At 38.6% G+C, this 26,327-nt stretch carries 14 protein-coding genes; 8 read left to right on the top strand and 6 right to left on the bottom strand.

What is annotated here, in order from left to right:
• Positions 1-25: 25 nt before the first annotated feature.
• From ACJJVU_RS07860 to ACJJVU_RS07840, 5 genes are all read left to right on the top strand, one after another.
• On the top strand, positions 26-2,095 hold the full coding sequence (locus ACJJVU_RS07860; RefSeq protein ID WP_405227484.1) for an ATP-dependent helicase: 2,070 nt from the start codon (positions 26-28) through the stop codon (positions 2,093-2,095).
• A 298-nt stretch (positions 2,096-2,393) separates the two neighbouring features.
• A complete protein-coding gene (locus ACJJVU_RS07855) occupies positions 2,394-2,897 on the top strand; it encodes a GbsR/MarR family transcriptional regulator (RefSeq protein WP_298327462.1) in 504 nt (167 codons plus the stop codon).
• Positions 2,898-2,903: 6 nt separating this feature from the next.
• Positions 2,904-4,040 carry an efflux RND transporter periplasmic adaptor subunit gene (locus tag ACJJVU_RS07850; protein ID WP_405223952.1) on the top strand — a complete coding sequence of 379 codons (1,137 nt, stop codon included), beginning with the start codon at positions 2,904-2,906 and terminating at the stop codon, positions 4,038-4,040.
• A 23-nt stretch (positions 4,041-4,063) separates the two neighbouring features.
• Positions 4,064-7,207 carry an efflux RND transporter permease subunit gene (locus tag ACJJVU_RS07845; protein ID WP_405223950.1) on the top strand — a complete coding sequence of 1,048 codons (3,144 nt, stop codon included), beginning with the start codon at positions 4,064-4,066 and terminating at the stop codon, positions 7,205-7,207.
• Positions 7,207-8,628, top strand: coding sequence for an efflux transporter outer membrane subunit (locus ACJJVU_RS07840; protein WP_405223948.1), 1,422 nt, complete (start codon positions 7,207-7,209; stop codon positions 8,626-8,628). The genes ACJJVU_RS07845 and ACJJVU_RS07840 overlap by 1 nt, the downstream gene beginning before the upstream one ends.
• 252 nt (positions 8,629-8,880) lie before the next feature.
• On the opposite strand, the gene ACJJVU_RS07835 is transcribed toward ACJJVU_RS07840, so the two are convergent.
• From ACJJVU_RS07835 to ACJJVU_RS07820, 4 genes are read right to left on the bottom strand one after another with little or no spacing between them, the layout of a single operon-like run.
• Positions 8,881-10,794: a monovalent cation:proton antiporter-2 (CPA2) family protein gene (locus ACJJVU_RS07835; RefSeq protein ID WP_405223946.1), complete on the bottom strand. Its 1,914-nt coding sequence runs from the start codon at positions 10,792-10,794 to the stop codon at positions 8,881-8,883.
• 3 nt (positions 10,795-10,797) lie between these two features.
• Positions 10,798-11,394 carry an NAD(P)H-dependent oxidoreductase gene (locus ACJJVU_RS07830; protein WP_405223944.1) on the bottom strand — a complete coding sequence of 199 codons (597 nt, stop codon included), beginning with the start codon at positions 11,392-11,394 and terminating at the stop codon, positions 10,798-10,800.
• Between the two features lie 50 nt (positions 11,395-11,444).
• Positions 11,445-11,828 carry a DUF3037 domain-containing protein gene (locus tag ACJJVU_RS07825; protein ID WP_379953268.1) on the bottom strand — a complete coding sequence of 128 codons (384 nt, stop codon included), beginning with the start codon at positions 11,826-11,828 and terminating at the stop codon, positions 11,445-11,447.
• A complete protein-coding gene (locus ACJJVU_RS07820; RefSeq protein ID WP_405223942.1) occupies positions 11,818-12,597 on the bottom strand; it encodes a HipA family kinase in 780 nt (259 codons plus the stop codon). The genes ACJJVU_RS07825 and ACJJVU_RS07820 overlap by 11 nt, the downstream gene beginning before the upstream one ends.
• A gap of 575 nt (positions 12,598-13,172) precedes the next feature.
• On the opposite strand from ACJJVU_RS07820, the gene ACJJVU_RS07815 reads away from it, so the two are divergent.
• The 3 genes from ACJJVU_RS07815 to ACJJVU_RS07805 are packed head-to-tail and all read left to right on the top strand — an operon-like array spanning position 13,173 to position 25,118.
• On the top strand, positions 13,173-22,238 hold the full coding sequence (locus tag ACJJVU_RS07815; RefSeq protein ID WP_405223940.1) for an Ig-like domain-containing protein: 9,066 nt from the start codon (positions 13,173-13,175) through the stop codon (positions 22,236-22,238).
• 24 nt (positions 22,239-22,262) lie between these two features.
• The gene (locus ACJJVU_RS07810; RefSeq protein WP_405223938.1) at positions 22,263-23,183 is read left to right on the top strand and encodes a type IX secretion system membrane protein PorP/SprF; all 921 of its coding nucleotides are present in this window, start codon (positions 22,263-22,265) and stop codon (positions 23,181-23,183) included.
• A gap of 12 nt (positions 23,184-23,195) precedes the next feature.
• Positions 23,196-25,118 (top strand): OmpA family protein, encoded by a 1,923-nt coding sequence (locus tag ACJJVU_RS07805; RefSeq protein WP_405223936.1) that lies wholly within the window; start codon positions 23,196-23,198, stop codon positions 25,116-25,118.
• 13 nt (positions 25,119-25,131) lie between these two features.
• On the opposite strand, the gene ACJJVU_RS07800 is transcribed toward ACJJVU_RS07805, so the two are convergent.
• Together ACJJVU_RS07800 and ACJJVU_RS07795 are read right to left on the bottom strand one after the other, a co-directional pair.
• Positions 25,132-25,260 carry a hypothetical protein gene (locus ACJJVU_RS07800; protein ID WP_405223934.1) on the bottom strand — a complete coding sequence of 43 codons (129 nt, stop codon included), beginning with the start codon at positions 25,258-25,260 and terminating at the stop codon, positions 25,132-25,134.
• A gap of 38 nt (positions 25,261-25,298) precedes the next feature.
• Positions 25,299-26,189, bottom strand: a complete 891-nt coding sequence (locus tag ACJJVU_RS07795; protein WP_405223932.1) for an AraC family transcriptional regulator — start codon at positions 26,187-26,189, stop codon at positions 25,299-25,301.
• Positions 26,190-26,327 lie beyond the last annotated feature (138 nt).

Raw genomic sequence — 26,327 nt, 5'->3', positions numbered from 1 at the left:
AATCCAAAATTATGAATAATTTCCTATCTTTGAAAATAAAAAAACTGCTATTATAGATTCATATAACACTAAGCAACGTGAGGCCATCACTTTTGATGGTAAACACTTACTGCTACTTGCAGGAGCAGGTACTGGTAAAACTAAAACTATTGTAGGTAGAGCGGAGTATCTTATTCAATCTGGCGTACGTCCAGAAAAGATACAGATCCTCACATTTACAAAAAGGGCTGCGAGCGAGATTGTAGAGCGTGTAAAAGCAGGGTTACCTGCTGGTACAAGCGGCGCGATTAATGGCAGTACCTTTCATAGCTGGTGTAACCAGCTTATTGTGAAGTTCCCAAATCTTTTTGGTGCGGCAAGTTTTACGGTAATTGATCCAGATGATCAATTAAGTTTGATGAAAATGGCTTGTGGAAATGCCAGTGAGGAATATGGAAAAGTAAGAATCAAGCCGCAGCAAATTCTCGATATCTTCTCCTTTGCACGTAACACGAGAAGTAACCTCACTGATACCATACGCAAGTTGCTCTATAAAGGAAAAGATGATCCTCAAGTAACTGAAGATATCGCTACGTTGCGACCACAACTAGAGCATCTTATTAAAGAGTACCAGCTACAAAAGAAGAGACAGCAGTACCTTGATTATGACGATTTACTGCTTGTTATAGCAAATAGATTGAATAAAGATGAGAAAGCAAGAGAGATTCTGGCTTCCTCCTATGAGCATATTTTGATTGATGAGATGCAGGATACCAATCCGCTGCAATGGTTTTTATTAAAGCCTTTTGAGCATATCTGTCATCTCTTTTGCGTGGGAGATGATGCCCAATCTATTTACAGTTTCCGTGGCGCAGATTTTAAGAATGTTCACTTGTTTAAGGAACGTGTGGCAGATGCTACAGTAAAAGTATTGGACAAGAATTATCGTTCTACACAAGAGATTCTTGATATATCAAACTGGTTACTAGAAAAATCACCAGTACAGTATAATAAAAAACTGATCTCAAGCAGAGGACCAGGAAAAGTGCCTGTGATTTTGAATGTGAATAACCAATTTGAAGAAGCAAATTATATAGCCAATAAAATCCTTGAAGCCTTCTCTAGTGGCGGAAGTTCCTTTTCTGATTTTCTAATCTTGAGCAGGTCGCAATACTACACAAGACCATTACAAGCAGTATTTCTGCAAAAGAAGATTCCTTATCAAACCTTTGGCGGACGAAAATTTCTTGAAGCTGCTCACATAAAAGATTTAGTAGCGGTATTGAGAGTGATTAATAATCCGCTAGATGAGATTGCGTGGATTCGCTTTTTTACTTTTATCCACGGTATTGGCGCTGTAAAAGCAACGTCTTATATGACGGAGGTAATGCAAATCGCACCAGAGGACATAAGGCCAGATACCTTCACCTCTATCATCTCTGGAACCGAAGGAGAAAAAGTATCTAAGTTTTACAAAACTGTTTTTGATAATAAAGGCAATGTAAAGCAAGCAATCAAGGAACTGTACAGCGCTATGGAGTTTGATCTTGCTATGAAGTACAGCAAAGACTGGACAGAAAAGCGCAAAGGAGATTTTCCTGTACTAGAAATGCTTTCTGAAAACTATGCGACGCTTGGTGCTTTTATCTCAGAAGGGATTCTAGATAATGCTGCACATGTTTCAGGTCAAAACACCTTAGAAGGCAGTAAATTAACTACCACAGATCATCAGGATCACGTCACCATCTCTACCGTACACTCGGCTAAGGGTCTTGAAGCAGACGTTTGTTTTGTTCTTAATGTATCACCTAAGTCCTACCCTTCCTCCTACAGTCTAGGGAATCTAGATGAAGTAGAAGAAGATAGACGTGTATTATATGTGGCACTTACTAGAGCAAAAAATGAACTCATTATCACTAGAGCTACGGAGTCCATTAATGCCTTTCATCACAAAACAGATACGCAAAAAGAACTAGGAGAAAATAGCGCCTATTTTCTAGAGGAGCTCCCAGATCATCTTGCTACTCAAACTTCTCCAAAATCTACATTTACAGCTCATAAAGATGCTGCCGTAAAGAATGATATTGATTTAGATTTAGGAATGGATTTTAGTTAATCTTCTACTATTCTGTTTCGCAAACTCATGCTGTGCCAACCTTTTCTCAAGAGGATGGCTTATTTATTTGGGTACATTTCAACAATCAGTACCAAATACAAGTAGTGATGGCAGAGCTGTGCTGTTCATTTAAAAGGACACTTATCCCTGTTTTTGTTACGCTTTCGCGAAAGCTATATTAATTATGTTTTTTTTAACTTCGATTGGTTCGGTTTGTTCCGAACTAACGGTTAATTTTGCCACGTATTTGAATCTCATCTATGTGTTCAATCGAGCGATGAGAATAAATTAAGGAATAATGACAGATAAAATTTGTAAAGAAAAAATGTCACTAGTTGAAAAACTAGGTGTACATATCGAAAAACGAGAGCAACTAGCTCCAGTAGCAGCTCGCATACTATCATATACAATACTTACAGGAAAAAAAGGAAGCACTTTTGAGGACATGGTCAATATTCTATGCGCTAGTAAGAGTACGATTTCAACACACCTCAATCACCTACAAGACCTTAATAAAATCGAGTATTTCACAAAAACTGGTGATCGTAAGAAGTACTTTATTATCAATAAGGATATGGTAGTACACCATGTAGATAATCTCATGAATGAGTGGAAAGAAGTTCGAGAGTTACATGAAGAAATCAAGACTTATAAGGAAACAATGAATCTCCAAAATGATGGTGACGATGCAGAAAAATTTGATTTGAATTTTCATAATGATTACATCAAATTTTTAGATGAAGCCACCGCTTCTATAGAAATACTAAGAACAAAGTTAACAGACGCCAAATTTGAAATATAAAGTACCATGAAAAAAAATACATCATTCACCCTGCTTGCACTTGTCGTGCTATTCATTACAATAAGTTGTGGAGGTAATCAAGAAGATACTGCTGCTACAGCACAGCAAGCTCCTCCATCTCCATTCCCAGTAATGAAGTTACAGCCTAAAACTGTAACCGCTTACCAGGAATACCCTACAAGTCTTGAAGGAATTGTAAATAGTGCTGCAAGAGCAAAAGCATCTGGATATATACAGCAAGTACTAGTAGACGAAGGTCAAAAAGTCCGTAAGGGTCAAGTATTATTTAGACTTGAGACACAATCACTTAATCAAGATGCTGGTGCAGCAAAAGCAAGAGTAAACGTTGCTCAGGTTGAAATTGATAAATTGACGCCACTGGTAGAAAAGAATATCATAAGTGCCGTACAATTAGAAACTGCAAAAGCAAATCTAGCACAAGCAAAAGCAAATTATAGCAGTATCTCTGCAAACATAGGTTACGCGACTATCACAAGCCCTGTAGATGGCTTTGTAGGTGCAATTACGTATAGAGAAGGTTCGCTGGTTAGTCCTGCAGATCCTCAACCGCTTACTACTGTAAGTGATATAAGTAAGGTTTATGCTTTCTTTAGTCTTAATGAGAAACAATACTTAGACTTCTTACAACAAGCAGAAGGAAAAGATCTTGCCGAAAAGCTTGCTAACTTTTCTGATGTGAGTTTAATACTTGCAAATGGAACAACCTATTCTGAGAAAGGAACCATACAAACTAGTACCGGTCAAATTGATCAACGCACAGGTACTGTAAGTTTAAGAGCAGTTTTTGACAATCCTAACCAATTACTAACAAACGGTAATAGTGGTAAAATACAAATCCCAACGATATACGAGGATGCTATCGTTATTCCTCAAGAAGCTACCTACGAACAACAAGGAAATATCATGTTCTTTAAAGTTGACAATGAGAATAAAGTAGCTACTTCAATACTCAAAGTAAAAGCGATAGTAGACAACCTATATGTTGTGGAATCAGGTATCGAGCTCACAGATACTATCATCGTTTCTGGTGTAGGAAAATTAAGAAGCGGTATGACTATCACACCTCAAGAAGTTCCATTTGAGGAAGCTACTAAGCCTATACAAACGCTATTTAAGAACTAGGTTACACTTAAAAAACACAAGACATGTTAAAAACATTCATTGAAAGACCCGTGCTTTCAACGGTAATTTCTATTATCATAGTGGTACTAGGTGCTATAAGCATAACTAGCTTACCTATAGAAGAATACCCAGATATTGCACCACCTACCATAAAAGTACTTGCTTCTTACCCAGGAGCAAATGCAGAAACAGTATTAGAAAGTGTAATTATCCCTATTGAAGAGCAAATTAACGGTGTAGAAGGGATGACCTACATCACCTCTACTGCATCAAACAATGGTACTGCCGAGATTACGGTTTATTTTAATCAAGAAATTGACGCAGATATTGCAGCGGTAAACGTACAGAACCGTGTTTCTAGAGCTACACCACTACTGCCACAAGAAGTAGTACAAACTGGTGTTACTACACAAAAGCAAGAAACAAGTGCTTTGATGTTTATCTCCATGTATTCTGAGAGTGAAGATTATGATGCAACATTCATCCAGAACTATTTAAAAATAAACGTAATTCCAGCGATGCAGCGTATAAGCGGTGTAGGTGATGTAAGTTTATTTTCTCAACAAGATTATGCAATGCGTATTTGGTTAAAGCCAGAGAAGCTTGCTTCATACGGATTAATTCCATCAGATATACAGGCGGTATTACAAGAACAGAACTTGGAAGCTGCAGCAGGATCTTTAGGTGAAAATAATGGAGAGGCTTTTTCATATACACTAACGTATAGTGGCCGCTTTAAAGAACAACAGCAATATGGTGACATCATCATCAAAGCATTAGGAAACGGTCAGTTTTTACGTCTAGATGACGTGGCAACGATTGAGCTAGATGCACAATCTTACGCATCAAATGCAGTGAGTTTAGGACATCCAGCCGTTTTTATGGGGATTTTTCAAACTAAAGGATCTAACGCAAGAGAGATTATTGAGAATATTAAAGTAACCATAGCATCTGTAGAAAAAGACCTACCAGAAGGGCTAGGAGTTTTTGTTCCTTACGATACTAGTTTATTTTTAAATGCATCTATAGATAAAGTACTTACGACCTTATTAGAAGCCTTTATATTAGTTTTCTTAGTAGTATTTCTATTCTTACAAGACTTTAGATCTACACTTATTCCAGCCATTGCTGTACCTGTTTCTATTATTGGTACGTTTTTCTTTTTAAGTGTTTTTGGATACTCCATCAACTTACTTACCCTGTTTGCGCTCGTACTCGCCATTGGTATTGTAGTAGATGATGCTATTGTAGTAGTAGAAGCTGTGCATGCTAAAATGGATGAAGGAGAAAAAGATCCTAAGAAGGCGACGCTTACCGCCATGAATGAAATTTCTGGGGCGATTATCTCAATTACGCTGGTAATGGCAGCTGTATTTATCCCTGTTACATTCGTTACAGGACCTACAGGAGTATTTTATGAGCAATTTGGAGTAACACTTATTATATCTATACTTATTTCGGCGGTAAATGCTTTGACGCTGAGTCCAGCGTTGTGTGCGTTACTTTTAAAGTCACACAAAGATGATGAGGAACTCAAAGGAAAAGGACCTTTACAGCGCTTTTATACCTTATTTAATAGAGGTTTTAACGCTACAGTAACTAGATACGGTCACTCGCTATCATTCTTATATAGACAAAAATGGATGCCTGTCTTATTATTAGCACTTGCTATCGTAGGTATTGTTTGGGCATCAAATACAACTCCTACCGGTTTTGTACCTAATGAAGATAGAGGGATAATTTTTGCAAATATTGAACTTCCAGCGGGATCATCACTAGACAGAACAAATGCTGTAACGCTTGACTTATATGATAGAATTGATAGCTTAGAAGGCGTTGTGGGTGTCAACTTTATTAAAGGTAGAAGTTTAATAAATGGTGCAGGAAGTAACTACGGCTTTGGAATTATAAAACTAGCAAATTGGGATGAGCGTGAAGATCCTTCACTATCTGCCACTGCTATCACAGGTAAACTCTTTGGTATAGTTGCAAATATTCCTGAGGCTAAGATTATTTTCTTCTCTCCTCCTAGTATTAGAGGATTTGGTAACTCATCTGGTTTTGAAGTAAACTTATTAGACAAGTTTGGAGGTGAGTTTAAAGACTTAGACATTGCCAATAAAGAATTTGCTGCAGCATTAATGTCACATCCAGAAATTAAATATGCGCAGTCCTCTTTTAGCACAGAATATCCACAATATGAGATGGAAATCAACGTCCCTCTTGCTAAGGAAAAAGGAGTGCCTATTAATAGTATCTTCTCCACATTACAAGGATATATAGGAGGTATTTATGCGTCCGATTTCTCTAAGTTTGGGAAGCAGTTTAGAGTCTATATTCAGGCATTACCTGATGATCGAGCTGGCGTTGAAGATTTAAATAGTATGTATGTAAGAACAGACTCTGGAGAGATGACTCCTATCACACAGTTTGTAAACTTAGAACGTGTGTATGGACCACAATCTGTTACTCGTTTTAACCTATTTAATTCTACTTCTATCACTGGTGCTACAAATGAAGGTTTTAGTACTGGAGACGCTATTAGAATAATAGATGAAGAGGTTGCAAAGCTACCTAACAACTATACTGTCGCATATTCTGGTCTTACAAGAGAAGAGGTAAATGCAGGAAATCAAACCGCTTTTATATTTGGGTTGAGTATTCTCTTTGTGTACTTCTTATTAAGTGCGCAATATGAAAGTTACTTATTGCCATTTGCGGTAATACTTTCTTTACCATTTGGAGTTTTTGGAGCCTACATAAGTACCAAATTATTTGGTCTAGAGAACAACATCTATTTCCAGATTGCTTTGATCATGCTGATAGGCCTACTCGCTAAGAATGCTATTCTTATTGTAGAATTTGCCCTCGCTAGGCGCAAAAATGGCGAGGACATCGTGAGTGCCGCCATAAACGGTGCAAAATCTCGACTAAGACCTATTTTAATGACCTCTTTTGCTTTTATTTTAGGGTTAATGCCATTGGTATTAGCTAAAGGTGTTGGTTCTGAAGGAAACAACTCTATAGGTACAGGAGCCGTAGGCGGGATGCTTATAGGAACCATCTTAGGAGTATTTGTCATCCCAATCTTATTTATATTTTTTCAGTGGTTACAAGAACGCATTTCTAGTAAACCAGCAGTACAAACTATTGAAACACAAGAATAATGAAATCACCTATCACCTATAAAAGTATAAGCAAGCCTATACTCTTGCTAGTAGTCGCTGTCATATTTCAAAGTTGCTTTGTAGCGCAAGACTATGTACAGCCAGATATTACTGCTGAGACAGAGGCACTGTATAGAACAGATAACCTTCCTACAGATAGTATTTCTATTGCAAATGTATCCTGGAGAACCTTATTTACAGATGAACAGTTGCAGTCTTACATTCAAGAAGGACTTGAAAATAACATGGATGTGCGCATCGCTATACAACAGATGGTTGCTGCACAAGCTTACGCGAAACAAGGAAAGGCTGGTTATTTACCTACCGTAAATGTGGGAACAAATTTCACACACCAAGTACTCTCTGAGAACACGCAGTTTGGTCAGTTTTTAACCAACAGAGCTACAGATCAATTTGATATCACAGCAAATCTATCTTGGGAAGCAGACATCTGGGGAAAAATAAGAAGTAACCAAAGAGCTACGCAAGCAGCATATTTAAAAAGTGTAGCGGGTCACCAAGCTGTAAAAACACAGCTTGTTGCAAGTATTACAAACACCTATTATAACTTACTTGCTCTAGATGCTCAGATAGCCATCACAGAAGAAACGGTTGCAACTAGAGAACGTAGTGTAGAAACTATAAAAGCATTAAAAGATGCTGGACAGGTTACACAGGTTGCTGTAGATCAGAATATAGCACAGTATAACAATGCAAAAGCGTTACAAGTAGATCTTGAAACAGCACTATTTAAAACTGAAAACATCCTTAGTATTTTACTAGGTAAACCTGGACAACGCTTTGAGAGAAGCACATTAGATAGCCAAATACTTGATGAAGAATTAAAACTAGGAGTACCCGTATCACTATTAACTAATAGACCTGATGTCATGGCTGCCGAGTTTGATCTTATTCAATCTTTTGAGCTCACTAATGTTGCAAAAAGCAACTTGTATCCTTCATTGCGATTAACTGCTGCAGGAGGTTTCCAGAGTCTTGAAATTGATGAGCTTTTGAGTGCAAACTCATTATTTGCAACAGTCATAGGCGGATTAACACAACCACTTTTGAATCAGCGAAAGTTGAGAACGCAGCGCGAAGTTGCTATTGCTCAACAAGAACAGAGCTTACTAGCATTTAAAAAAACATTGCTCGTTGCGGGAACTGAAGTATCAAATGCATTATTTGAATATGAAGCAGAAACTAAAAAATTCGAATTTATCAATAAAGAAGTGACTGCATTACGCGCAGCAGAGGCAAATTCTGATGAGCTCTTAAAAAATGGTTATGCAACTTATTTAGATTTACTTACTGCAAGACAAAGTGCTCTTAATGCAGAGCTTAATATTATCGAGAGTAAACTAAAGCAGCTTGTATCTATTGTTGATTTATATGAAGCTCTAGGTGGTGGATGGAGATAATCAGTAACCGTTAGTAAGGTATGTCTAATTTTATCACTCAGTTCTAATGATTGTTTAGAGAGTTATAGTTTAGATTTTCAATTCACACGCTATCTTTCGGTATTTAAGCTAGGAAATGTGATAGATGCGTATCCCACTTGTGACAATTAATACAACCAAAAGAACTAATTCATTTTAACAGCATTAATAGCAACTGCTCAAATTTTCCCGAAAGGGAGCTTTGAGCAGTTTTTATTTTAATAAGCTTAGACCTCAAATCTGAGGATCCTCATCTTCGTCATGCTGCTGCTCCTCAAGTGTTTTTCTTATGTGCTCGCTGTCCCAGTGATTGTCATATGCAACAATGCCTCGATTGAAGTCTTCATTGAGGTAGCGTTCTTGCTTTTCTAATTCTTGACGGGCGACAAAAATATAACTGTCTGTGCCTCTTTTAGGTTCTTTGGCAAGGCGTCTTAAAATAGCTTCATCATATTTTATAAAGTTTTGAACTTGCCTATTAAGCGTATATTTTCTGAAACCGAGTTTATGCAATACATCGCTTGCCATACTGAGCGAGGTATCTAGGGACTCTCTGTAAATATTTTCTATGCCTAAGTTGAGTAAATCATAGGCGTCATTTCTATTTTTTGCACGTATCATGAGTTCTACGTGTGGGTATTTTTCTTTGACAAGCTTTGTCACTTGTGTGGTTACTGTAGGATTATCTATAGCGCAAATTAGAATTTTTGCCTGAGCAATTCCTGCAGATTCTAGTAAGTCTATGCGCGTGGCATCTCCATAATACACCTCAAAACCCATCTTACGAAGAAAATCTACACGATTTGAGTCTTGATCTAATATAGTCGCCTCTACTCCATGGGATCTTAAAAAGCGCCCTATCGTACTTCCAAAATGTCCAAAACCAACAAGTATCACATTTTGCGACTTTGCGATGTGATCCATAGGTCGTTTTATAGATTCTTTTGTTCCTATTCTTGGCAATATAAATCGCTCATTGATCATCCCTGTGATGGGTGTAAGTGACATGGTAAGTGCCGTAATCACGAGCATCATATCCATTTGATCTTGCTCTAATAATTGCAAACTGAACGCGAAAGAAAGCAAGACAAAGGCAAACTCTCCTATCTGTGATAAGCTAAAGGTGAGCAGCAGTTTCTGATCTAATTTTAGCTTAAAAACATAACCAGTAATAAATAATACAATCGCCTTTACGATTACAATAGCAATTAATATCCCACTAATAGTTAGCGGATTTTTAGCAATCACAATAAAATTGATGGAGGCTCCCACTGCCATGAAAAACAAACCTAGCAGTAGATTCTTAAAAGGTTCTAAGGTACTTTCCAGCTCATGTTTGAATTCGCTATTTGATAATACCACTCCGCCTAAAAATGCACCCAGCGCCGGACTGAGACCTACGTACTCCATTAAAAAGGATATAGAGAATACAATCAATAGTGCAGCTGCGATGAGAAGCTCGCGCACTCCAGTTTTTGCCACTTTACGCAGCATGGGTACAATTAAATACTTACCAGCAACGATAATAATTACAACAGATAGTATAATTGCTAGGGTTTGAAAAGCGATAGGCAAACCATCCAGTAAATTCTCAGATGCTCCATGGCCTTCACCACTTGCAACAGTGGTAGCGGTAGAAAGCAGCGGCAAAGCACCTAGCATGAAAATCACTATTATATCTTGAAAAAGTAAAATAGAAAAAGAAGAGGCTCCATAAGTCGTATCCATCATTCCTTTCTCCTTGATAGTTTGTAAGGCTATTGCGGTAGATGATAGTGCTACTGCCATCGCAATTACAAGAGACACCTTCCAGTCGTAACCTATGAAAGTAAATAAGAAATACGTTAAGAGCATGGTCCCTCCTACTTGCAGTCCACCCATGCCTAAGATGGTCTTGCGCATGTTCCAGAAATTCTTAGGTTCAATTTCTAAGCCTATCAGGAATAGCATTACAACTACGCCAAACTCTGCAAAGTGTAATATATCTTCTCCTTCTTGACCTATAAAACCTAAGACATAAGGGCCTATGAGCACACCCGCTAGTAAATAACCTATTACAGAACTCAGCCCAAGTCGCTTTGCGATGGACACACAAATTATTGCTCCCGCAAGAAAGACTATCGCTTCAAAAAGAATACTTCCTGTCATAATTTACTGAGTTTTTAATTGTGGCAAATCATTTAAAAATACGCAGTTATCTACACCTAGTACAACAGCTTCCTTCTGGAGTAACTCTAATAATGATTTATAAGTACTCGAGTGAGTGTCTAACTGATTGTCACTCAATTGGTGCGTACCCATGACTGCAAATGGTGGATAATACTGCATCCCGCATAAGATTGCTGTTTGTTCAAAGGGTCTTAAAAATTCATTGATGGTAAAGCTATTGCTTCCTTGAGCACAATACACCTCTTTTGAGCCACCTGTGGTAATCACATTTAAGCAAGTTTTTCCCTTAAGGGCATTACCATTTGGTCCATATGCCCACCCAAATTCTAACACCATATCAATCCACTGCTTCATTAAAGGCGGACAGCTATACCAATATAATGGATGGTGCCATACGATGATATCATGTGCAGCAAGCAACTCCTTTTCGGCATCTACGTCAATATGGAAATCTGGGTATTGCTCATAAAGATCATGAAAAGTAACATCCTCCATATCTTGAATGTGTGATACTAGTGACGTATTTGCCCTAGATTTTTCAAATTTAGGATGCGAGAATAATACAAGTATTTTCTTCATGGGTGGGTATCGTTAATTTTGGCGAAAGCCAGCTAAAAAGATATATAAGGTTACAACACGTTTTTAGCAAAGATCTCTTCTAGCATACTCGCTGGATCTTCACATAAACCCGGATGCGTTTTAGAGCTTTGTATGATAGTGCTTCTACAAGCAGTAAGCCATCTAAATCTGTCTGATAGTTCCATAGCGCCTATGCGACCTCCAGCAGGTGCTCCTTTGCACACCTCTTTCCAGGCTTCTAGATATGCTTGATACCTTGCAATCTCTACATCTGTACAGAAGGCTTTCCACTTATCTGGGCATATATGAAACTTTATGCCTAAGTATTTTTTCTTTTTTGAAAAGACAATGACACCTACATTAAAGAACTCTTCTCGTTCTACTTTAGGCACAATTCTAATGGTGGCGTACTCAAAGGTATATTTATCTTGCATCTTCTCCTTCTTTTACTAAGATATCAATTTTTGATAATCTAGAATTTACAAACTCAAGATAGGCCGCTCTCATATCACTAGGAATCATCGTGTCAAACTCAGATATTAACCAGTCTTCTGGAATATGTGCTATAATATCTTCTAGCTTTTCTTGCGTTAATAGCTTTTTGATTGCAGTTGCAGCTTCTGGTAATTGTGTTGCTTTTTCTAGCAATACATGATCTTTTACAAGCGGAAAAGTACGCTCTAGGTGATTTTTCCAATTTTTCCAGTCATGGTGAAAATAAAAACTCGCACCGTTATCTATCACCCATATCTCATTATGCCACTGCAGGAGATTTGTATTTTTTGCCGTTCTGTCTATATTGCTAATGATGCAGTCTAGTAATACTATTTTTGATGCTGTAAGCGCGTCTACGGTACTCACCAGCGGATCATAAGTAATCGCCTCAGATAAGAAATGAAGCCCAAAGTTTAACCCTACGCTAAACTTCAATAAATCCTGAATCTCCTCATCTGGCTCTGTTTTACTAAAAGAGTCATCCAGATGCATAAACACAAGCTCCGGAACATGCAGACCTATCGCTCTTGCTATTTCTCCTCCTAGTAGCTCGGCTATAAGTGCCTTCTTTCCTTGTCCCGCTCCTCTAAACTTGAGCACATATAAATAATCATCGTCTGCTTTGACTAAAGCTGGAAGTGATCCTCCTTCTCGTAAAGGTTGCAAGTATTGCACAACATTTACAGTTCTTAATTGTAGCATATCCATAGTACAGTATTCTCTTTTCTGAGGTTTTCCTCTTACTGCAAATTTAAGTGATTACTTATTGGTCTTATCTACTAATATTATGGGTCATTTTCAACTTATAAATGATGTGTATCGACTTTTATACAAGTACAATTTATTCAACAAGTCATCATATTTTAACAGTTTTGTTTAGCTACTCTTTCGCGAAAGCAAAGTTTATTACCTCTAGGTTAAATTTAAGTGACTGATGCTAATAATTTATACTTGTAAAATTCTATCAAATGCTAATTTATAACGTTTAAGTGTTAATTAATTCATATTAGTTGTATTTAGTCTTGCTAATAAGAAATCATTTCAATAATTTTCCTACATATTAAACTTGTATAAATCAACGATCTACAACCAATTTTATACAAGTAAAAGTTCTTAATTACTAAAATACCTCACAACAGTCCTAAACAAAACTGAAGTCTGGTATTACTTTGATTAAGCGGACTCTTATACGATTAATCAAATTGCAATTTTATTGTTTTTAATGATGTGTACTCGACATTCATTAGTTAGATGTTTTATTAAAATAATTTAAGACTACTATCATGAAGAGAAAAATTACTTTTCCATCATCCCTGAGCGGCTTTCTATTTATTTTATTATTTGCCTGCTTTTCTGTCAGTGCGCAAGAACAAACTTTTGCGACAATTATAACCAATCAAGAAAATGTTGATGATGCCAATTTGGCTACCAATCAAGATTTAACAGATTTCGCCGAGGTTAGAGCAAATTCTGGAACGCTTTTTTTTGGTGCATATGATGGTGTTCTTGAGTTATCATATGGAGAACTACTGCCTGCAAATACAACATCATACATTAAAATAGAAACAGAAGATGACTTGTTACCATCCTTATTAGGCGGTAGTCTCGGTAATTTACTTGCAGATGTATTGGGGATTGTACTAATAGGTAATCAAGAATTTACTGTAAAGGCATTAAATGGTAATACTACCGTGCTAAGTGCAGTATCATCAGACCCTAATACATTTAGCGGTGCTAGAACACAAATAGTGACCGATGCACAGGGAGATTATTATATAGCACTCACACCAGACCAACCATATAGCAGTATAGAAATTACAAATAGTATAGGTTCCTTAATTGGACTAAATCAAGAACGTTCTTTAAAAGTTTATGGAGCTTTCTATGGGGCAGATGCTCCTATTTGCAACACTCCTTCATTTACCTCATTTGACGGGACTGGGCTTAATCTAGATTTAATAAATCTAGGAGGCGCTGGGGTTACAAATATTGAAAATGCAATTGATGGAGATCTCGCTACATTCTCAGAGTTAAGCTTAGGTGTATTATCTGTGGCAGCGACTGTAGAGCAGGTAATTTATTTTCAGAATGCTTCACAACCTACAGAAGATTTCAAAATTAGACTTGCTGTCGATCCTAGTTTATTAGCGCTTGGAGTGGCAAATAATATCCAATTTGAAGCATATAACGGTTCAAATCTAATTGCATCGAGAAACTTAGGATCCTTATTAAATCTGGAATTAATAAATCTTTTACAAAGTAATACTCCTGTAGACATTGACTTTGATGTGTCTGCGCCCGTAGATAGAATTGTCGTTAGTTATTCCTCACTCTTGAACACTTCATTAAGTCAGCGACTTGATTTATACGATGTAGCCGTTACTCCTGCCATTCCTGAAATTGCTGCAGCTTCTCAAAATATCACTTTATGTGAAAATAGCACCGCAGAACTTATTGCTACTACTGATACTACAAACTCACAAATAGAGTGGTATGATGAAGAGCAAGGTGGAAATTTACTAGCTACGGTAGATAGTGGTGAGGCATTTACCACTTCATCATTAACAGAAAGCACCACTTTCTATGCCGCTGCTACGGCAAATGGATGTACTGTAGCGTCTGTACGAACTCCAGTTTTAGTAACAATTAACCCTACTCCAAAATCTTCAGATATCTTAGTAGCAGGTTTTGATACTGCCATATGTTTACCTGAAGTACTAGAGATTGTACCGTCAAGTACGATCTCAAATGACTTCAAATATTACTTTGATCCTAATAAAAATGTAGAGATTACTAATGGGCTTACTGCAGATGGAATCGTTTACGTAATCAATGATAGCAAGCTTGAAATAACTGGATTAAATGATGCTAACAATCCTGATAACATATTTATTTCTACAACAGAACCAGCTACTGGCTGTGAGAATAGTCCTGGCGATTTAAGACAAGTCTCTATTATTCTTGCAAACACTCCTAATATCTCTATAAATCTTACAGAGAATATTACAGCCGATGATACTATAAATAGTATTGAGCAAGATAATGACATCACCATTACTGGTACAGTTTCGGGAGATGCTCAAGAAAATGATGAAGTAATAATTACTGTAAATAATACAGAGTACACTACATTATTGGATGCAGGTTTAAACTTTGCTAGAGACATTCCAGGTGCTGAATTAGTACTTGACGCAGATTCATCCATTGACGCTTCGATAACGGTTGTCGGTACATTATGTACTGCCACAGCTATTGATAGTGAGGCTTACACGGTAGATATTGACAATCCCACCATTCCTACTGTAGATGCTCAAACCACCAACGACACCACTCCGATAATTACGGGTACAGCAGATTCTGATGATGAGCTAACAGTAATTGTAAATGGTGTTACTTATTTGGAAACTGGAACGGATCTTACAGATAATGGTGATGATACGTGGAACTTACAAATACCTGATGGAAGCGAACTACCAGATGAAACCTATGATGTAGATGCTTCTGTGGAAGATACTTTTGGAAACACTGCTTCTGATACTACAACAGATGAATTAGTAATTGATGCTACTGCACCTACAACTCCAACGGTTACCGCTCAGACAACAAATGATACAACTCCGCTGATTACAGGTACGGCAGATTCTGATGATGAGCTGACTGTAATTGTAAACGGAGTTACCTACACAGAAGGTGACGGAAACCTCATCGATAATGGTGATGATACTTGGTCTCTACAAATACCTGATGGAAGTGAAATTCCAGATGGAACTTATGATGTAGATGCTTCTGTGGAAGATACTGTTGGCAATACTGCTTCTGATACTACTACAGATGAACTGATAATTGATGCGACCGCACCTACTACTCCTACGGTTACTGCTCAAACTACAAACGACACTACACCGCTGATTACAGGAACAGCAGATTCTGATGATGAGCTAACAGTAATTGTAAACGGAATAACCTACACCGAAGGTGATGGAAACCTCATAGATAACGGAGATGATACGTGGTCTCTACAAATTCCTGATGGAAGTGAACTACCAGATGGAACCTATGATGTGGATGCTTCGGTAGAAGATACGGTTGGAAATACAGCTTCTGATAACACTACAGACGAGTTGATAATTGACGCTACTGCTCCAAATAGTCCAACAGTTACTCCTCAAACTACAAATGACACCACACCGCTCATTACTGGTACAGCAGATTCTGATGATGAGCTGACGGTAATTGTAAATGAAATCACCTACACCGAAGGTGATGGAAACCTCATCGATAATGGTGATGATACTTGGTCTCTACAAATTCCTAATGGTAGCGAACTACCAGATGGAACTTATGATGTTGAGGTTTCTGTAGAAGATACGGTTGGAAATACTGCTTCTGATACTACTGCAGATGAATTAGTAATTGACGCAACTGCGCCAACTACTCCAACAGTTACTGCACAAATTACGAATGACACCACTCCGCTGATTACAGGAACAGCAGATTCTGAAGATGAGCTAACAGTAATTGTAAATGGTATAACATATCTTGAAACTGGAGCAGATCTTACAGATAATGGAGATGATACCTGGAGCTTACAAATTCCTGATGGTAGCGAACTACTAGATGGAACCTATGATGTAAATGCTTCTGTGGAAGATGCGGTTGGAAATACTGCATCTGATACTACAACCAATGAATTAGTCATTGACGCAACTGCGCCTACGACTCCAACGGTAGATTCACAAACTACGAATGACACCACTCCACTGGTTACAGGAACAGCAGATTCTGATGATGAGCTGACTATAATTGTAAATGGAGTTACTTATCTGGAAACTGGAACGGATCTTACAGATAATGGAGATGATACTTGGTCTCTACAAATTCCTGATGGTAGCGAACTACTAGATGGAACCTATGATGTAAATGCTTCTGTGGAAGATGCGGTTGGAAATACTGCATCTGATACTACAACCAATGAATTAGTCATTGACGCAACTGCGCCTACGACTCCAACGGTAGATTCACAAACTACGAATGACACCACTCCACTGGTTACAGGAACAGCAGATTCTGATGATGAGCTGACTATAATTGTAAATGGAGTTACTTATCTGGAAACTGGAACGGATCTTACAGATAATGGAGATGATACTTGGTCTCTACAAATTCCTGATGGTAGCGAACTACTAGATGGAACCTATGATGTAAATGCTTCTGTGGAAGATGCGGTTGGAAATACTGCATCTGATACTACAACCAATGAATTAGTCATTGACGCAACTGCGCCTACGACTCCAACGGTAGATTCACAAACTACGAATGACACCACTCCACTGGTTACAGGAACAGCAGATTCTGATGATGAGCTGACTATAATTGTAAATGGAGTTACTTATCTGGAAACTGGAACGGATCTTACAGATAATGGAGATGATACTTGGTCTCTACAAATACCTGATGGTAGCGAACTACCAGATGGAACTTATGATGTAGATGCTTCTGTAGAAGATACTGTTGGAAATACTGCTTTTGATACTACTACAGATGAACTAATTATTGACGCTACTGCGCCTACTATGCCAACAGTTACTGCACAAATTACGAATGACACCACTCCGCTGATTACTGGTACAGCAGATTCGGATGATGAGCTCACTGTAATAGTAAATGGAGTTACTTACCCTGAAACTGGAGCAAATCTTACAGATAACGGAGATGATACTTGGAGCTTACAAATACCTGATGGTAGCGAACTACCAGATGGAACCTATGATGTAGATGCCTCTGTAGAAGATACTGTTGGGAATACAGCTTCTGACAATACAATTGATGAATTAATAATTGACGCAACTGCACCTACAACTCCAACAGTAAATCCGCAAACTACAAACGACAGTACTCCGCTAATCACTGGTACGGCAGACTCTGATGATGAGCTAACAGTAATTGTAAATGGAGTAACTTATTTGGAAACTGGAGCGGATCTTATAGATAATGGTGATGATACTTGGAGCTTACAGATTCCTGATGGTAGCGAACTACCAGATGGAACCTATGACGTGGATGCTTCTGTGGAAGATGCTGTTGGAAATATGGCTTCTGATACTACTACAGATGAATTAGTAATTGATGCTACTGCACCTACAACTCCAACAGTAAATCCTCAAACCACCAATGACACCACGCCGCTTATTACAGGAACAGCAGATTCTGATGATGAGCTGACTGTAATAGTAAATGGAGTTACTTATTTGGAAACTGGAGCGGATCTTACAGATAACGGTGATGATACGTGGAGCTTACAAATACCGAATGGAAGTGAAATTCCAGATGGAACCTATGATGTAGATGCCTCTGTGGAAGATACGGTTGGAAACACTGCTTCTGATACCACAACCGATGAACTAATAATTGACGCTACTGCGCCAACTACGCCAACGGTTACTGCTCAAACCACCAACGACACCACTCCGCTGATTATTGGTACGGCAGATTCTGACGATGAGTTGACCGTAATTGTAAATGGTGTAACCTACATCGAAGGTGATGGAAACCTCATCGATAACGGTGATAATACTTGGTCTCTGCAAATTCCTGATGGTAGCGAACTACCAGATGGAACCTATGATATAGGTGCTTCTGTGGAAGATACGGTTGGAAATACTGCATCTGATACTACTACTGATGAATTAGTCATTGACGCAACTGCGCCTACCACTCCAACGGTTACTGCGCAAACTACAAATGACACTACCCCGCTGATTACAGGTACTGCTGATTCTGATGATGAGCTGACGGTAATTGTAAATGGAGTTACTTACCTAGAAGCTGGAGCCGATCTCACAGATAATGGAGATGATACGTGGTCATTACAAATACCGAATGGAAGTGAATTACTAGATGGAACCTATGATGTGGATGCTTCTGTGGAAGATACGGTTGGAAATACGGCTTCAGATATAACAATTGATGAATTAACCATTGACTCTGTTTCCCCAACGACTCCAACAGTTATTACTCAAACTACGAATGACACCACTCCGCTTATTACAGGAACAGCAGATTCTGATGATCAGCTGACGGTAATTGTAAATGAAATCACCTACACCGAAGGTGATGGAAACCTCATCGACAATGGTGATGATACTTGGTCTCTACAAATACCTAATGGAAGTGAAATTCCAGATGGAACTTATGATGTAGATGCATCTGTGGAAGATTCGGTTGGAAATACTGCTTCTGACAATACAATTGATGAATTGACCATTGACTCTGTTTCCCCAACGACTCCTACGGTTACTGCACAAACTACGAATGATATTACTCCTCTGATTACAGGAACAGCAGATTCTGATGATGAACTAACAGTAATTGTAAATGGAGTTACTTACTTGGAAACTGGAGCGGATCTTACAGACAACGGAGATGATACTTGGTCTCTGCAAATTCCTGATGGTAACGAATTACCAGATGGGACTTATGATGTGGATGCTTCTGTGGAAGATTCGGTTGGAAATACGGCTTCAGATATAACAATTGATGAATTAACCATTGACTCTGTTTCCCCAACGACTCCTACGGTTACTGCACAAACTACAAACGACACCACTCCACTGATTACAGGAACAGCAGATTCTGATGATGAGCTGACTGTAATAGTAAATGGTGTTACTTATTTGGAAACTGGAGCGGATCTTATAGATAACGGTGATAATACTTGGTCTCTGCAAATACCGAGTGGAAGTGAATTACTAGATGGAACTTATGATGTAGATGCTTCGGTGGAAGATACGGTGGGTAATACGGCTTCTGATAATACTACTGATGAATTAACCATTGACTCTGTTTCCCCAACGACTCCTACGGTTACTGCACAAACTACAAACGACACCACTCCGCTTATTACAGGAACAGCAGATTCTGATGATGAGCTGACAGTAATTGTAAATGGTGTAACCTACACCGAAGGTGATGGAATCCTCATCGATAACGGAGATGATACTTGGAGCTTACAAATACCTGATGGAAGCGAACTGCCAGATGGAACTTATGATGTAGAGGTTTCCGTTGAAGATGCGGTTGGAAACACTGCTTCTGATACTACTACAGATGAATTAACCGTTGACTCTGTTTCCCCAACGACTCCTACGGTTACTGCTCAAACTACGAATGACAACACTCCACTCATTACTGGTACTGCAGATTCTGACGATGAACTAACAGTAATTGTAAATGGAGTTACCTACAATGAAGGTGATGGAAACCTTACTGATAACGGTGATGATACTTGGAGCTTACAAATACCAAATGGTAGCGAACTACCAGATGGAACCTATGATGTGGATGCTTCGGTGGAAGATACGGTTGGAAATACTGCCTCAGATACTACTACCGACGAATTGATAATCGATACGGATGCTCCTAATATTCCAACGGTAATCTCTCAAATAACGACAGATACGACCCCACTTATTGAGGGTACTGCAGATTCGGAAGATGAGCTGACAGTGATTGTAGACAATGCAACGTATGTAGAAAACGATGGACATCTTACCGATCATGGTGATAATACATGGAGCTTGCAAATTCCAGGAGCTAATGACATTGCAGATGGTGTATATGATGTACAGGCCACAACTCAAGATATGACCGGGAATTCGGCATCAGATGTAACTATTAATGAGTTGACGGTTGACACCACTGCTCCTATTACGCCTACAGTGACTCCTCAAGATACAAGTGACACTACTCCAATGATTACAGGAACTGCAGATTCTGATGATATGCTTTCCATCATTGTAGATGGAAACACATATATGGAAAGTGATGGAAACCTTACCGATAATGGTGATGATACTTGGAACTTACAGATTTCTGATGAAAACGAGCTAGCAGATGCGACATACGATGTACAAGCCACTGCAGAGGATTTGGCAGGTAATTTGGCATCAGATATGACTGTAGATGAGCTTACCATACAATCTGGTATCGTAACGACAGATAATGACCAGCAACTTTTTTGCGAAAGCGAAAACCCTACAATTGCAGATATTCAGGTAAATGAGACCACTGTAAATTGGTACCTCAGTGCTTCTGGCGGAACAGTTTTAACCACCGATACTGCATTGATGGACAACACAATTTACTATGCGGCACTTGTTACAAACGGTATTGAGAGTGCAAACAGACTGGCGATTACAGTGACTATTATCAGTGCGCCTACGCCTACGACTACAGCTACCACGCAGTCATTTTGTGTAGATGTTATGGCTACCGTAAGTGATATTGAAGTGAATGAACCGGACGTAATATGGTATGCTCAAGCTACTGGCGGCAGTCCATTGGCAGCAGATGCACTTTTAGTTTCTGGTAATTACTACGGAGCTCTTGTAAATAATGGCTGTGAGAGTAGCACTCGTCTAGAGGTGAGTATTACGATAGATGAGATCGCTAGTGCAAGCATTACGAGCAGTACTGACATGACTTGTGTGGGTAATGAAATCACTTACCAGACTGAGTCAGATATGAGTGGTTATTTATGGACGATTTCTTCTGGAGGAACAATCATCACTGGTGGCGATCTCACAGATGATTTTGTGACTGTGATATGGGACGAACTTGGTGAGCAATCTGTTGCTGTAAATTATGAATCTACTAATAGCTGTATGCCTCTTGCAGATGCTACGCTAGACGTTGAGGTAGCTTCTTGTTCTGATCTTACGATTCTTAAAATGGTCAATAATGCCTTGCCACAGCTCAACACGGAGGTTGTGTATACTATTATGGTGACTAATGCAGGCGACACAGACTTTACAGATGTTGAGGTAGAGGACTTATTACCTTCTGGATTGCAATTTGTATCGGCGGTGACAGATAGTGGGACTTATGATAGTGCAACTGGTGTTTGGCTTATTCCTTCAGTGGTGGCTAATGCAACTGTGGAGTTAGCGATAAGCGCTGTAGTGCTAGAGGATGGAGATTATTTAAATATCGCAACCATCACGCAGTCTAGTCCTATGGATAGTGATCTTACTAACAATGTATCGCAAGCTGATATTACGCCAAGTTGCATTAAAGTGTTTAATGAATTCTCACCCAATGGTGATGGCTTTAATGACACTTTTACCATACGCTGTATTGAGTCATATCCAGAAAACAACTTGAAAATTTACAATCGAGCTGGAAATATGGTGTATGAAATGGATGGCTATGCAAATGTGTGGAGAGGAACTTCTACTTCTAATGGTACTGTAAATGAAAATGACGGCCTTCCTTCATCTACCTACTATTACATCTTAGACTTAAATGATGGCAGTGAGCCGCTTACGGGATGGGTATACATTGCACTTTAACAATCTAACTTAAAAACAACGACTATGTTTAAAATATATAACATTTACTTAGTACTTATTATGTGTTGTGTAAGCATACACATGAATGCACAACAAGCGCCTAACTATACACAGTACATGTATAATACCATGGCTATAAATCCAGCATATGCTGGATCTTCAGAAGGGTTGAATGTGGTGGGGATATATCGTTCTCAGTGGGCTGGTTTTGATGGCGCACCTGAGACTTATAATCTCAGTGTTGAAACTCCGCTCACGGAGCGCGTAGGGCTAGGAGTCAATGTCACTAAAGACGTAAATGGTCCTGCCGAAAGATTCAACTTTGATGGTAATTTTTCTTATAATATTCAGTTAGATAGAGATCTCAACCTCGCATTTGGGATAAAAGCAGGTGCTCAGTTACTCAATGTAGATTTTTCTAAAGGGGAGTTTGTAAACCAAGGTGATCCCCTACTCACAAATAATGTAGATAACAGACTGCTGGCAACGCTAGGTGCTGGTGCCTTTTTGTATAAATATAATTGGTATGTAGGAGTCTCGGTGCCTGACTTTTTTAGTGATGAGTATTATGATAATGTGGAGGAAGCTGTCGTGGCAGATGAGCGCCAGTCGTACCTCACCGCGGGTTATGTGTTTGGCATAAGTGATAACATACGCTTTAAACCAGCTGCACTTGTAAATTATGTAAATGGTAGTCCGTTGCGATATAATCTTTCGGCCAATTTTCTTTTTCATGACAAACTCACTGTAGGTGCTAGTTATCAAGTGGATGCTGCGGTAAGTGCGCTGGCCGGTTTTCAAATTTCTGACAATCTATTTTTAGGCTATTCCTTTGATTATGCAACTACAGAGTTCACAAATTATAATGATGGTACCCATGAAGTTATTTTAAAATTCTCTTTGTTCAAGAAAAAGGGAATGTCATTCTCACCTAGATTCTTTTAATATCAAACCACTATGAAGAAATCACTATATATTTTATTCATGATGTGTATATATTCTAGTTATGCACAAAATGATTTAAAAAAAGCAGATGAGCTTTATGACAGACATATGTATGCAGATGCTGCAGTACTTTATGATGAGCACCTCAATGACTCAGAGAAGATAGCGCCTACCACCTGGCAGCATATTGCAGACACGCATTATAACCTTAAGAATTATGAACGTGCAGAGATTGCTTACAAGAAAACCTTTGACGCACTAGGATACACGATGGAGCCTGCACATATCTGGCAGTATTTTGATGTACTACGCTTCTTAAAAAAGTATGATACGGCAGATGATTTTTATGTAGGCTATTTAAAGCTTTCCAAAAAAGACAAAGAGCTCAACAGATATTATGAGGAAAAGTCTAGGTTTAATGACATACTAGCAAATGACACGCTCTATCAGATTACAAATCTTGATATTAACTCTAGCTATGCAGATTTTGGTGGATCCTTATATAAGAATAAACTGGTGTTCTCAACGGCTCGCAATGATGAAGAAAATAAAATCTACAAAAGAGATAACACCCCTTACCTATCGCTTTATGAAGCCACGATAGATAGTACTGGCACCTACTCAAATGTTAAGCTTTTTAATGAAGAGCTAGAAACCCAGTATCACGACGCCACGGCTACTTTTTATAATAATGATCAAACGCTGGTCTATGCTTCAAGTGCACAATCTGGATCGCGTAAGATTTATACAAAAAACAAGAGAAACTTCTTTAAGCTCTACCGCGTGCAGATTAATAAAGACAAATTTGACAAGGAGGAACTTCCCATTAATGGTAATGGCTATTCCATAGGGCAGCCTTTTGTAACTACAAATGGTAGTCAGCTGTATTTTGTATCAGACATGCCAGGTGGTTATGGCCGTGCAGATATTTATGTGTGTGACATACGAGCAGATGGCTCACTCTCCACACCTCGCAATCTAGGTGATGCGGTAAACACACCATATGATGACTTTTTCCCTTTTGTAAAAAACAAAGAACTCTATTTTGCCTCTAAGGGTCACGTAGGTTTTGGCGGCCTTGATATTTACAAAGCGCAGCTTAGAGACGGCATTTACAGTAATGCCCGCAACCTCGGACTTGGGATTAACAGCAATGCAGACGACTTTGCTTATGTGGCAAGTAACACTAAAAATGAAGGATATTTTAGCTCAAACAGAGAAGGCGGCAAAGGCGACGATGACATTTACTCCTTTGTATATGATCGCGGTGAGTGCTTCCAGACCTTAGAAGGAACCGTTACAGACTCACAAACAGGCGCACCATTACCAGCAGTGACTATCATCGCTTATGATACAAACAATAAGCAAGTAGCCGAAACACTTACTGACACAGCAGGAACCTACACCCTACAGATGGGTTGCAATATCAAATACAATATTAAGGCATCAAAAATAGGCTACTCAAAAGATGAGCTGGACTTAAATACAGGCACAGAGCCTAATGGGCTTATTAACTTTGTAGATTTTAAACTGGCTAACCTTTCAGACATTTTTGTTACAGATGGTGAGATAGAAAAGATTAAAATCAACCCTATTAATTTTGAGTCTAACCGTTATGCGATCAACATATTTGCCGCACAACAGCTTCAGCGCATTATTGATATTATGAACGAATATCCTGCGCTTATCATAAAGATAGAATCCCACACAGATCAACGTGGTGGAGCGTCATATAATCAGACCTTATCAGAAAACAGAGCCATCGCTACCCGAGACTATTTAATTAAAAACGGTATCACGAGTTCGCGCATTGAGAGCGCAAAAGGGTTTGGTGAATCAAGGCCCATACACATTTGTGATGAGGCAGACGATAGCTGTACAGAGGTGCAGTATTTAGAAAATAGACGTTCAGATTTTATTGTGGTTAGCAGGTAGCACACCTTGCTCTTTACCCAATGACTGTAAGCCTTCCTAGTTCCCCCAATGCTAGTGAAGGCTTATTTTTATGCAAGCCTTTAATAGTTGTATACTCATGGTGTGTGGAGTTTTCACGCTTTCGCGAAAGCGTACCACTCATACATAAATATTTGATTGGTTATAACAAACGAGCAAGTCTTAAGCACTCACACCACAAGAGGCTCTTTTAAGTAGCATATACTCCCCTGCGTTTTTAAAGTCTCTTACAGAAGTACCTGTATAGCGTTTAAATGTTTTTGAGAGGTGACTTACATCTGTAAAGCCTAGCTCATCTGCGATTTCAGTGAGGGTGAAATCTGAGTTGAGAAGACGTATCTCTACTAGTCTAAGTTTGGCTTTCATAATATACTCACGCAAGGACATCCCTACCTGTTTTCTAAAAAACTCACTTACGTAGGTTGCAGACATCATAAATGTTTCTGCAAGTCTATCTACTTTGAGTAATTCACTTTTTGCAATGTTCTCGTTGATGTAGGTGAGCATATTTGTTGCTCTATCATCACTTGTTGTATTTACAATCTCATAGTGACTCCCTTTTTTTATATTTCTAATAACCACTTCTAAGATACTTACCATAAGACTTGAGATAAGCGATACAGAGACCTCTCCATAGTTTCTAGTCTCTCTTAAAATAATTGCCGTAAGCTGTTTGAGATGCTCCCTATCTGCATCACTTTTAATGATATCGCCAGGCAGCTGGTTATAGTTAGATAAGATGTAGGCTGCTTCTTTAAACCACTCAGACTTATCGAGCGTCATCTTATTAGAGCTTTTAAAAAACGACTTGGTAAACTTTAAAAAGACAAATTTTGTGCGCTTCTCTATATTAAAAGAGTGACACTTTAAGGGAGGTAGTAAAAAGATACTATCCTTTTTATAATCGTAGAGGTTGTAATTAATACACTGCGTACCCTCTCCACTTTCTATAAGCACAAGTTCAAAAAAGTTGTTTTTAACTGGGCGTTGTTTCCACTCAGATAACTCCATTTCTTGTATTTCAAAAGGTTTATAAGCTTCTAATACTTGCATAGTAGTATGATTTAGGGACAAATTTAGGGTTTTATCGCGTTAAAATTATCATAACACACTTAATAACCTCTATTTATACCTAATTAACCATTTTATATACAAATAGACCAGTGACCTATCCCACTACCTTTGTATCAT

This window comes from Dokdonia sp. Asnod1-B02, assembly GCF_045063955.1.
Classification (GTDB): domain Bacteria; phylum Bacteroidota; class Bacteroidia; order Flavobacteriales; family Flavobacteriaceae; genus Dokdonia.
Note: the sequence above shows the minus strand (reverse complement) of the source record. Positions and strands in the feature narration are given on the sequence as shown.

What these genes read in the sequence shown, in the direction of transcription:
- ACJJVU_RS07855 (WP_298327462.1), top strand. Translation starts at nt 2,394, where the DNA reads ATGACAGATAAAATTTGTAAAGAAAAAATGTCACTAGTTGAAAAACTA.
- ACJJVU_RS07850 (WP_405223952.1), top strand. Translation starts at nt 2,904, where the DNA reads ATGAAAAAAAATACATCATTCACCCTGCTTGCACTTGTCGTGCTATTC.
- ACJJVU_RS07845 (WP_405223950.1), top strand. Translation starts at nt 4,064, where the DNA reads ATGTTAAAAACATTCATTGAAAGACCCGTGCTTTCAACGGTAATTTCT.
- ACJJVU_RS07840 (WP_405223948.1), top strand. Translation starts at nt 7,207, where the DNA reads ATGAAATCACCTATCACCTATAAAAGTATAAGCAAGCCTATACTCTTG.
- ACJJVU_RS07835 (WP_405223946.1), bottom strand. Translation starts at nt 10,794, where the DNA reads ATGACAGGAAGTATTCTTTTTGAAGCGATAGTCTTTCTTGCGGGAGCA.
- ACJJVU_RS07830 (WP_405223944.1), bottom strand. Translation starts at nt 11,394, where the DNA reads ATGAAGAAAATACTTGTATTATTCTCGCATCCTAAATTTGAAAAATCT.
- ACJJVU_RS07825 (WP_379953268.1), bottom strand. Translation starts at nt 11,828, where the DNA reads ATGCAAGATAAATATACCTTTGAGTACGCCACCATTAGAATTGTGCCT.
- ACJJVU_RS07820 (WP_405223942.1), bottom strand. Translation starts at nt 12,597, where the DNA reads ATGGATATGCTACAATTAAGAACTGTAAATGTTGTGCAATACTTGCAA.
- ACJJVU_RS07815 (WP_405223940.1), top strand. Translation starts at nt 13,173, where the DNA reads ATGAAGAGAAAAATTACTTTTCCATCATCCCTGAGCGGCTTTCTATTT.
- ACJJVU_RS07810 (WP_405223938.1), top strand. Translation starts at nt 22,263, where the DNA reads ATGTTTAAAATATATAACATTTACTTAGTACTTATTATGTGTTGTGTA.
- ACJJVU_RS07805 (WP_405223936.1), top strand. Translation starts at nt 23,196, where the DNA reads ATGAAGAAATCACTATATATTTTATTCATGATGTGTATATATTCTAGT.
- ACJJVU_RS07800 (WP_405223934.1), bottom strand. Translation starts at nt 25,260, where the DNA reads ATGAGTGGTACGCTTTCGCGAAAGCGTGAAAACTCCACACACCATGAG.
- ACJJVU_RS07795 (WP_405223932.1), bottom strand. Translation starts at nt 26,189, where the DNA reads ATGCAAGTATTAGAAGCTTATAAACCTTTTGAAATACAAGAAATGGAG.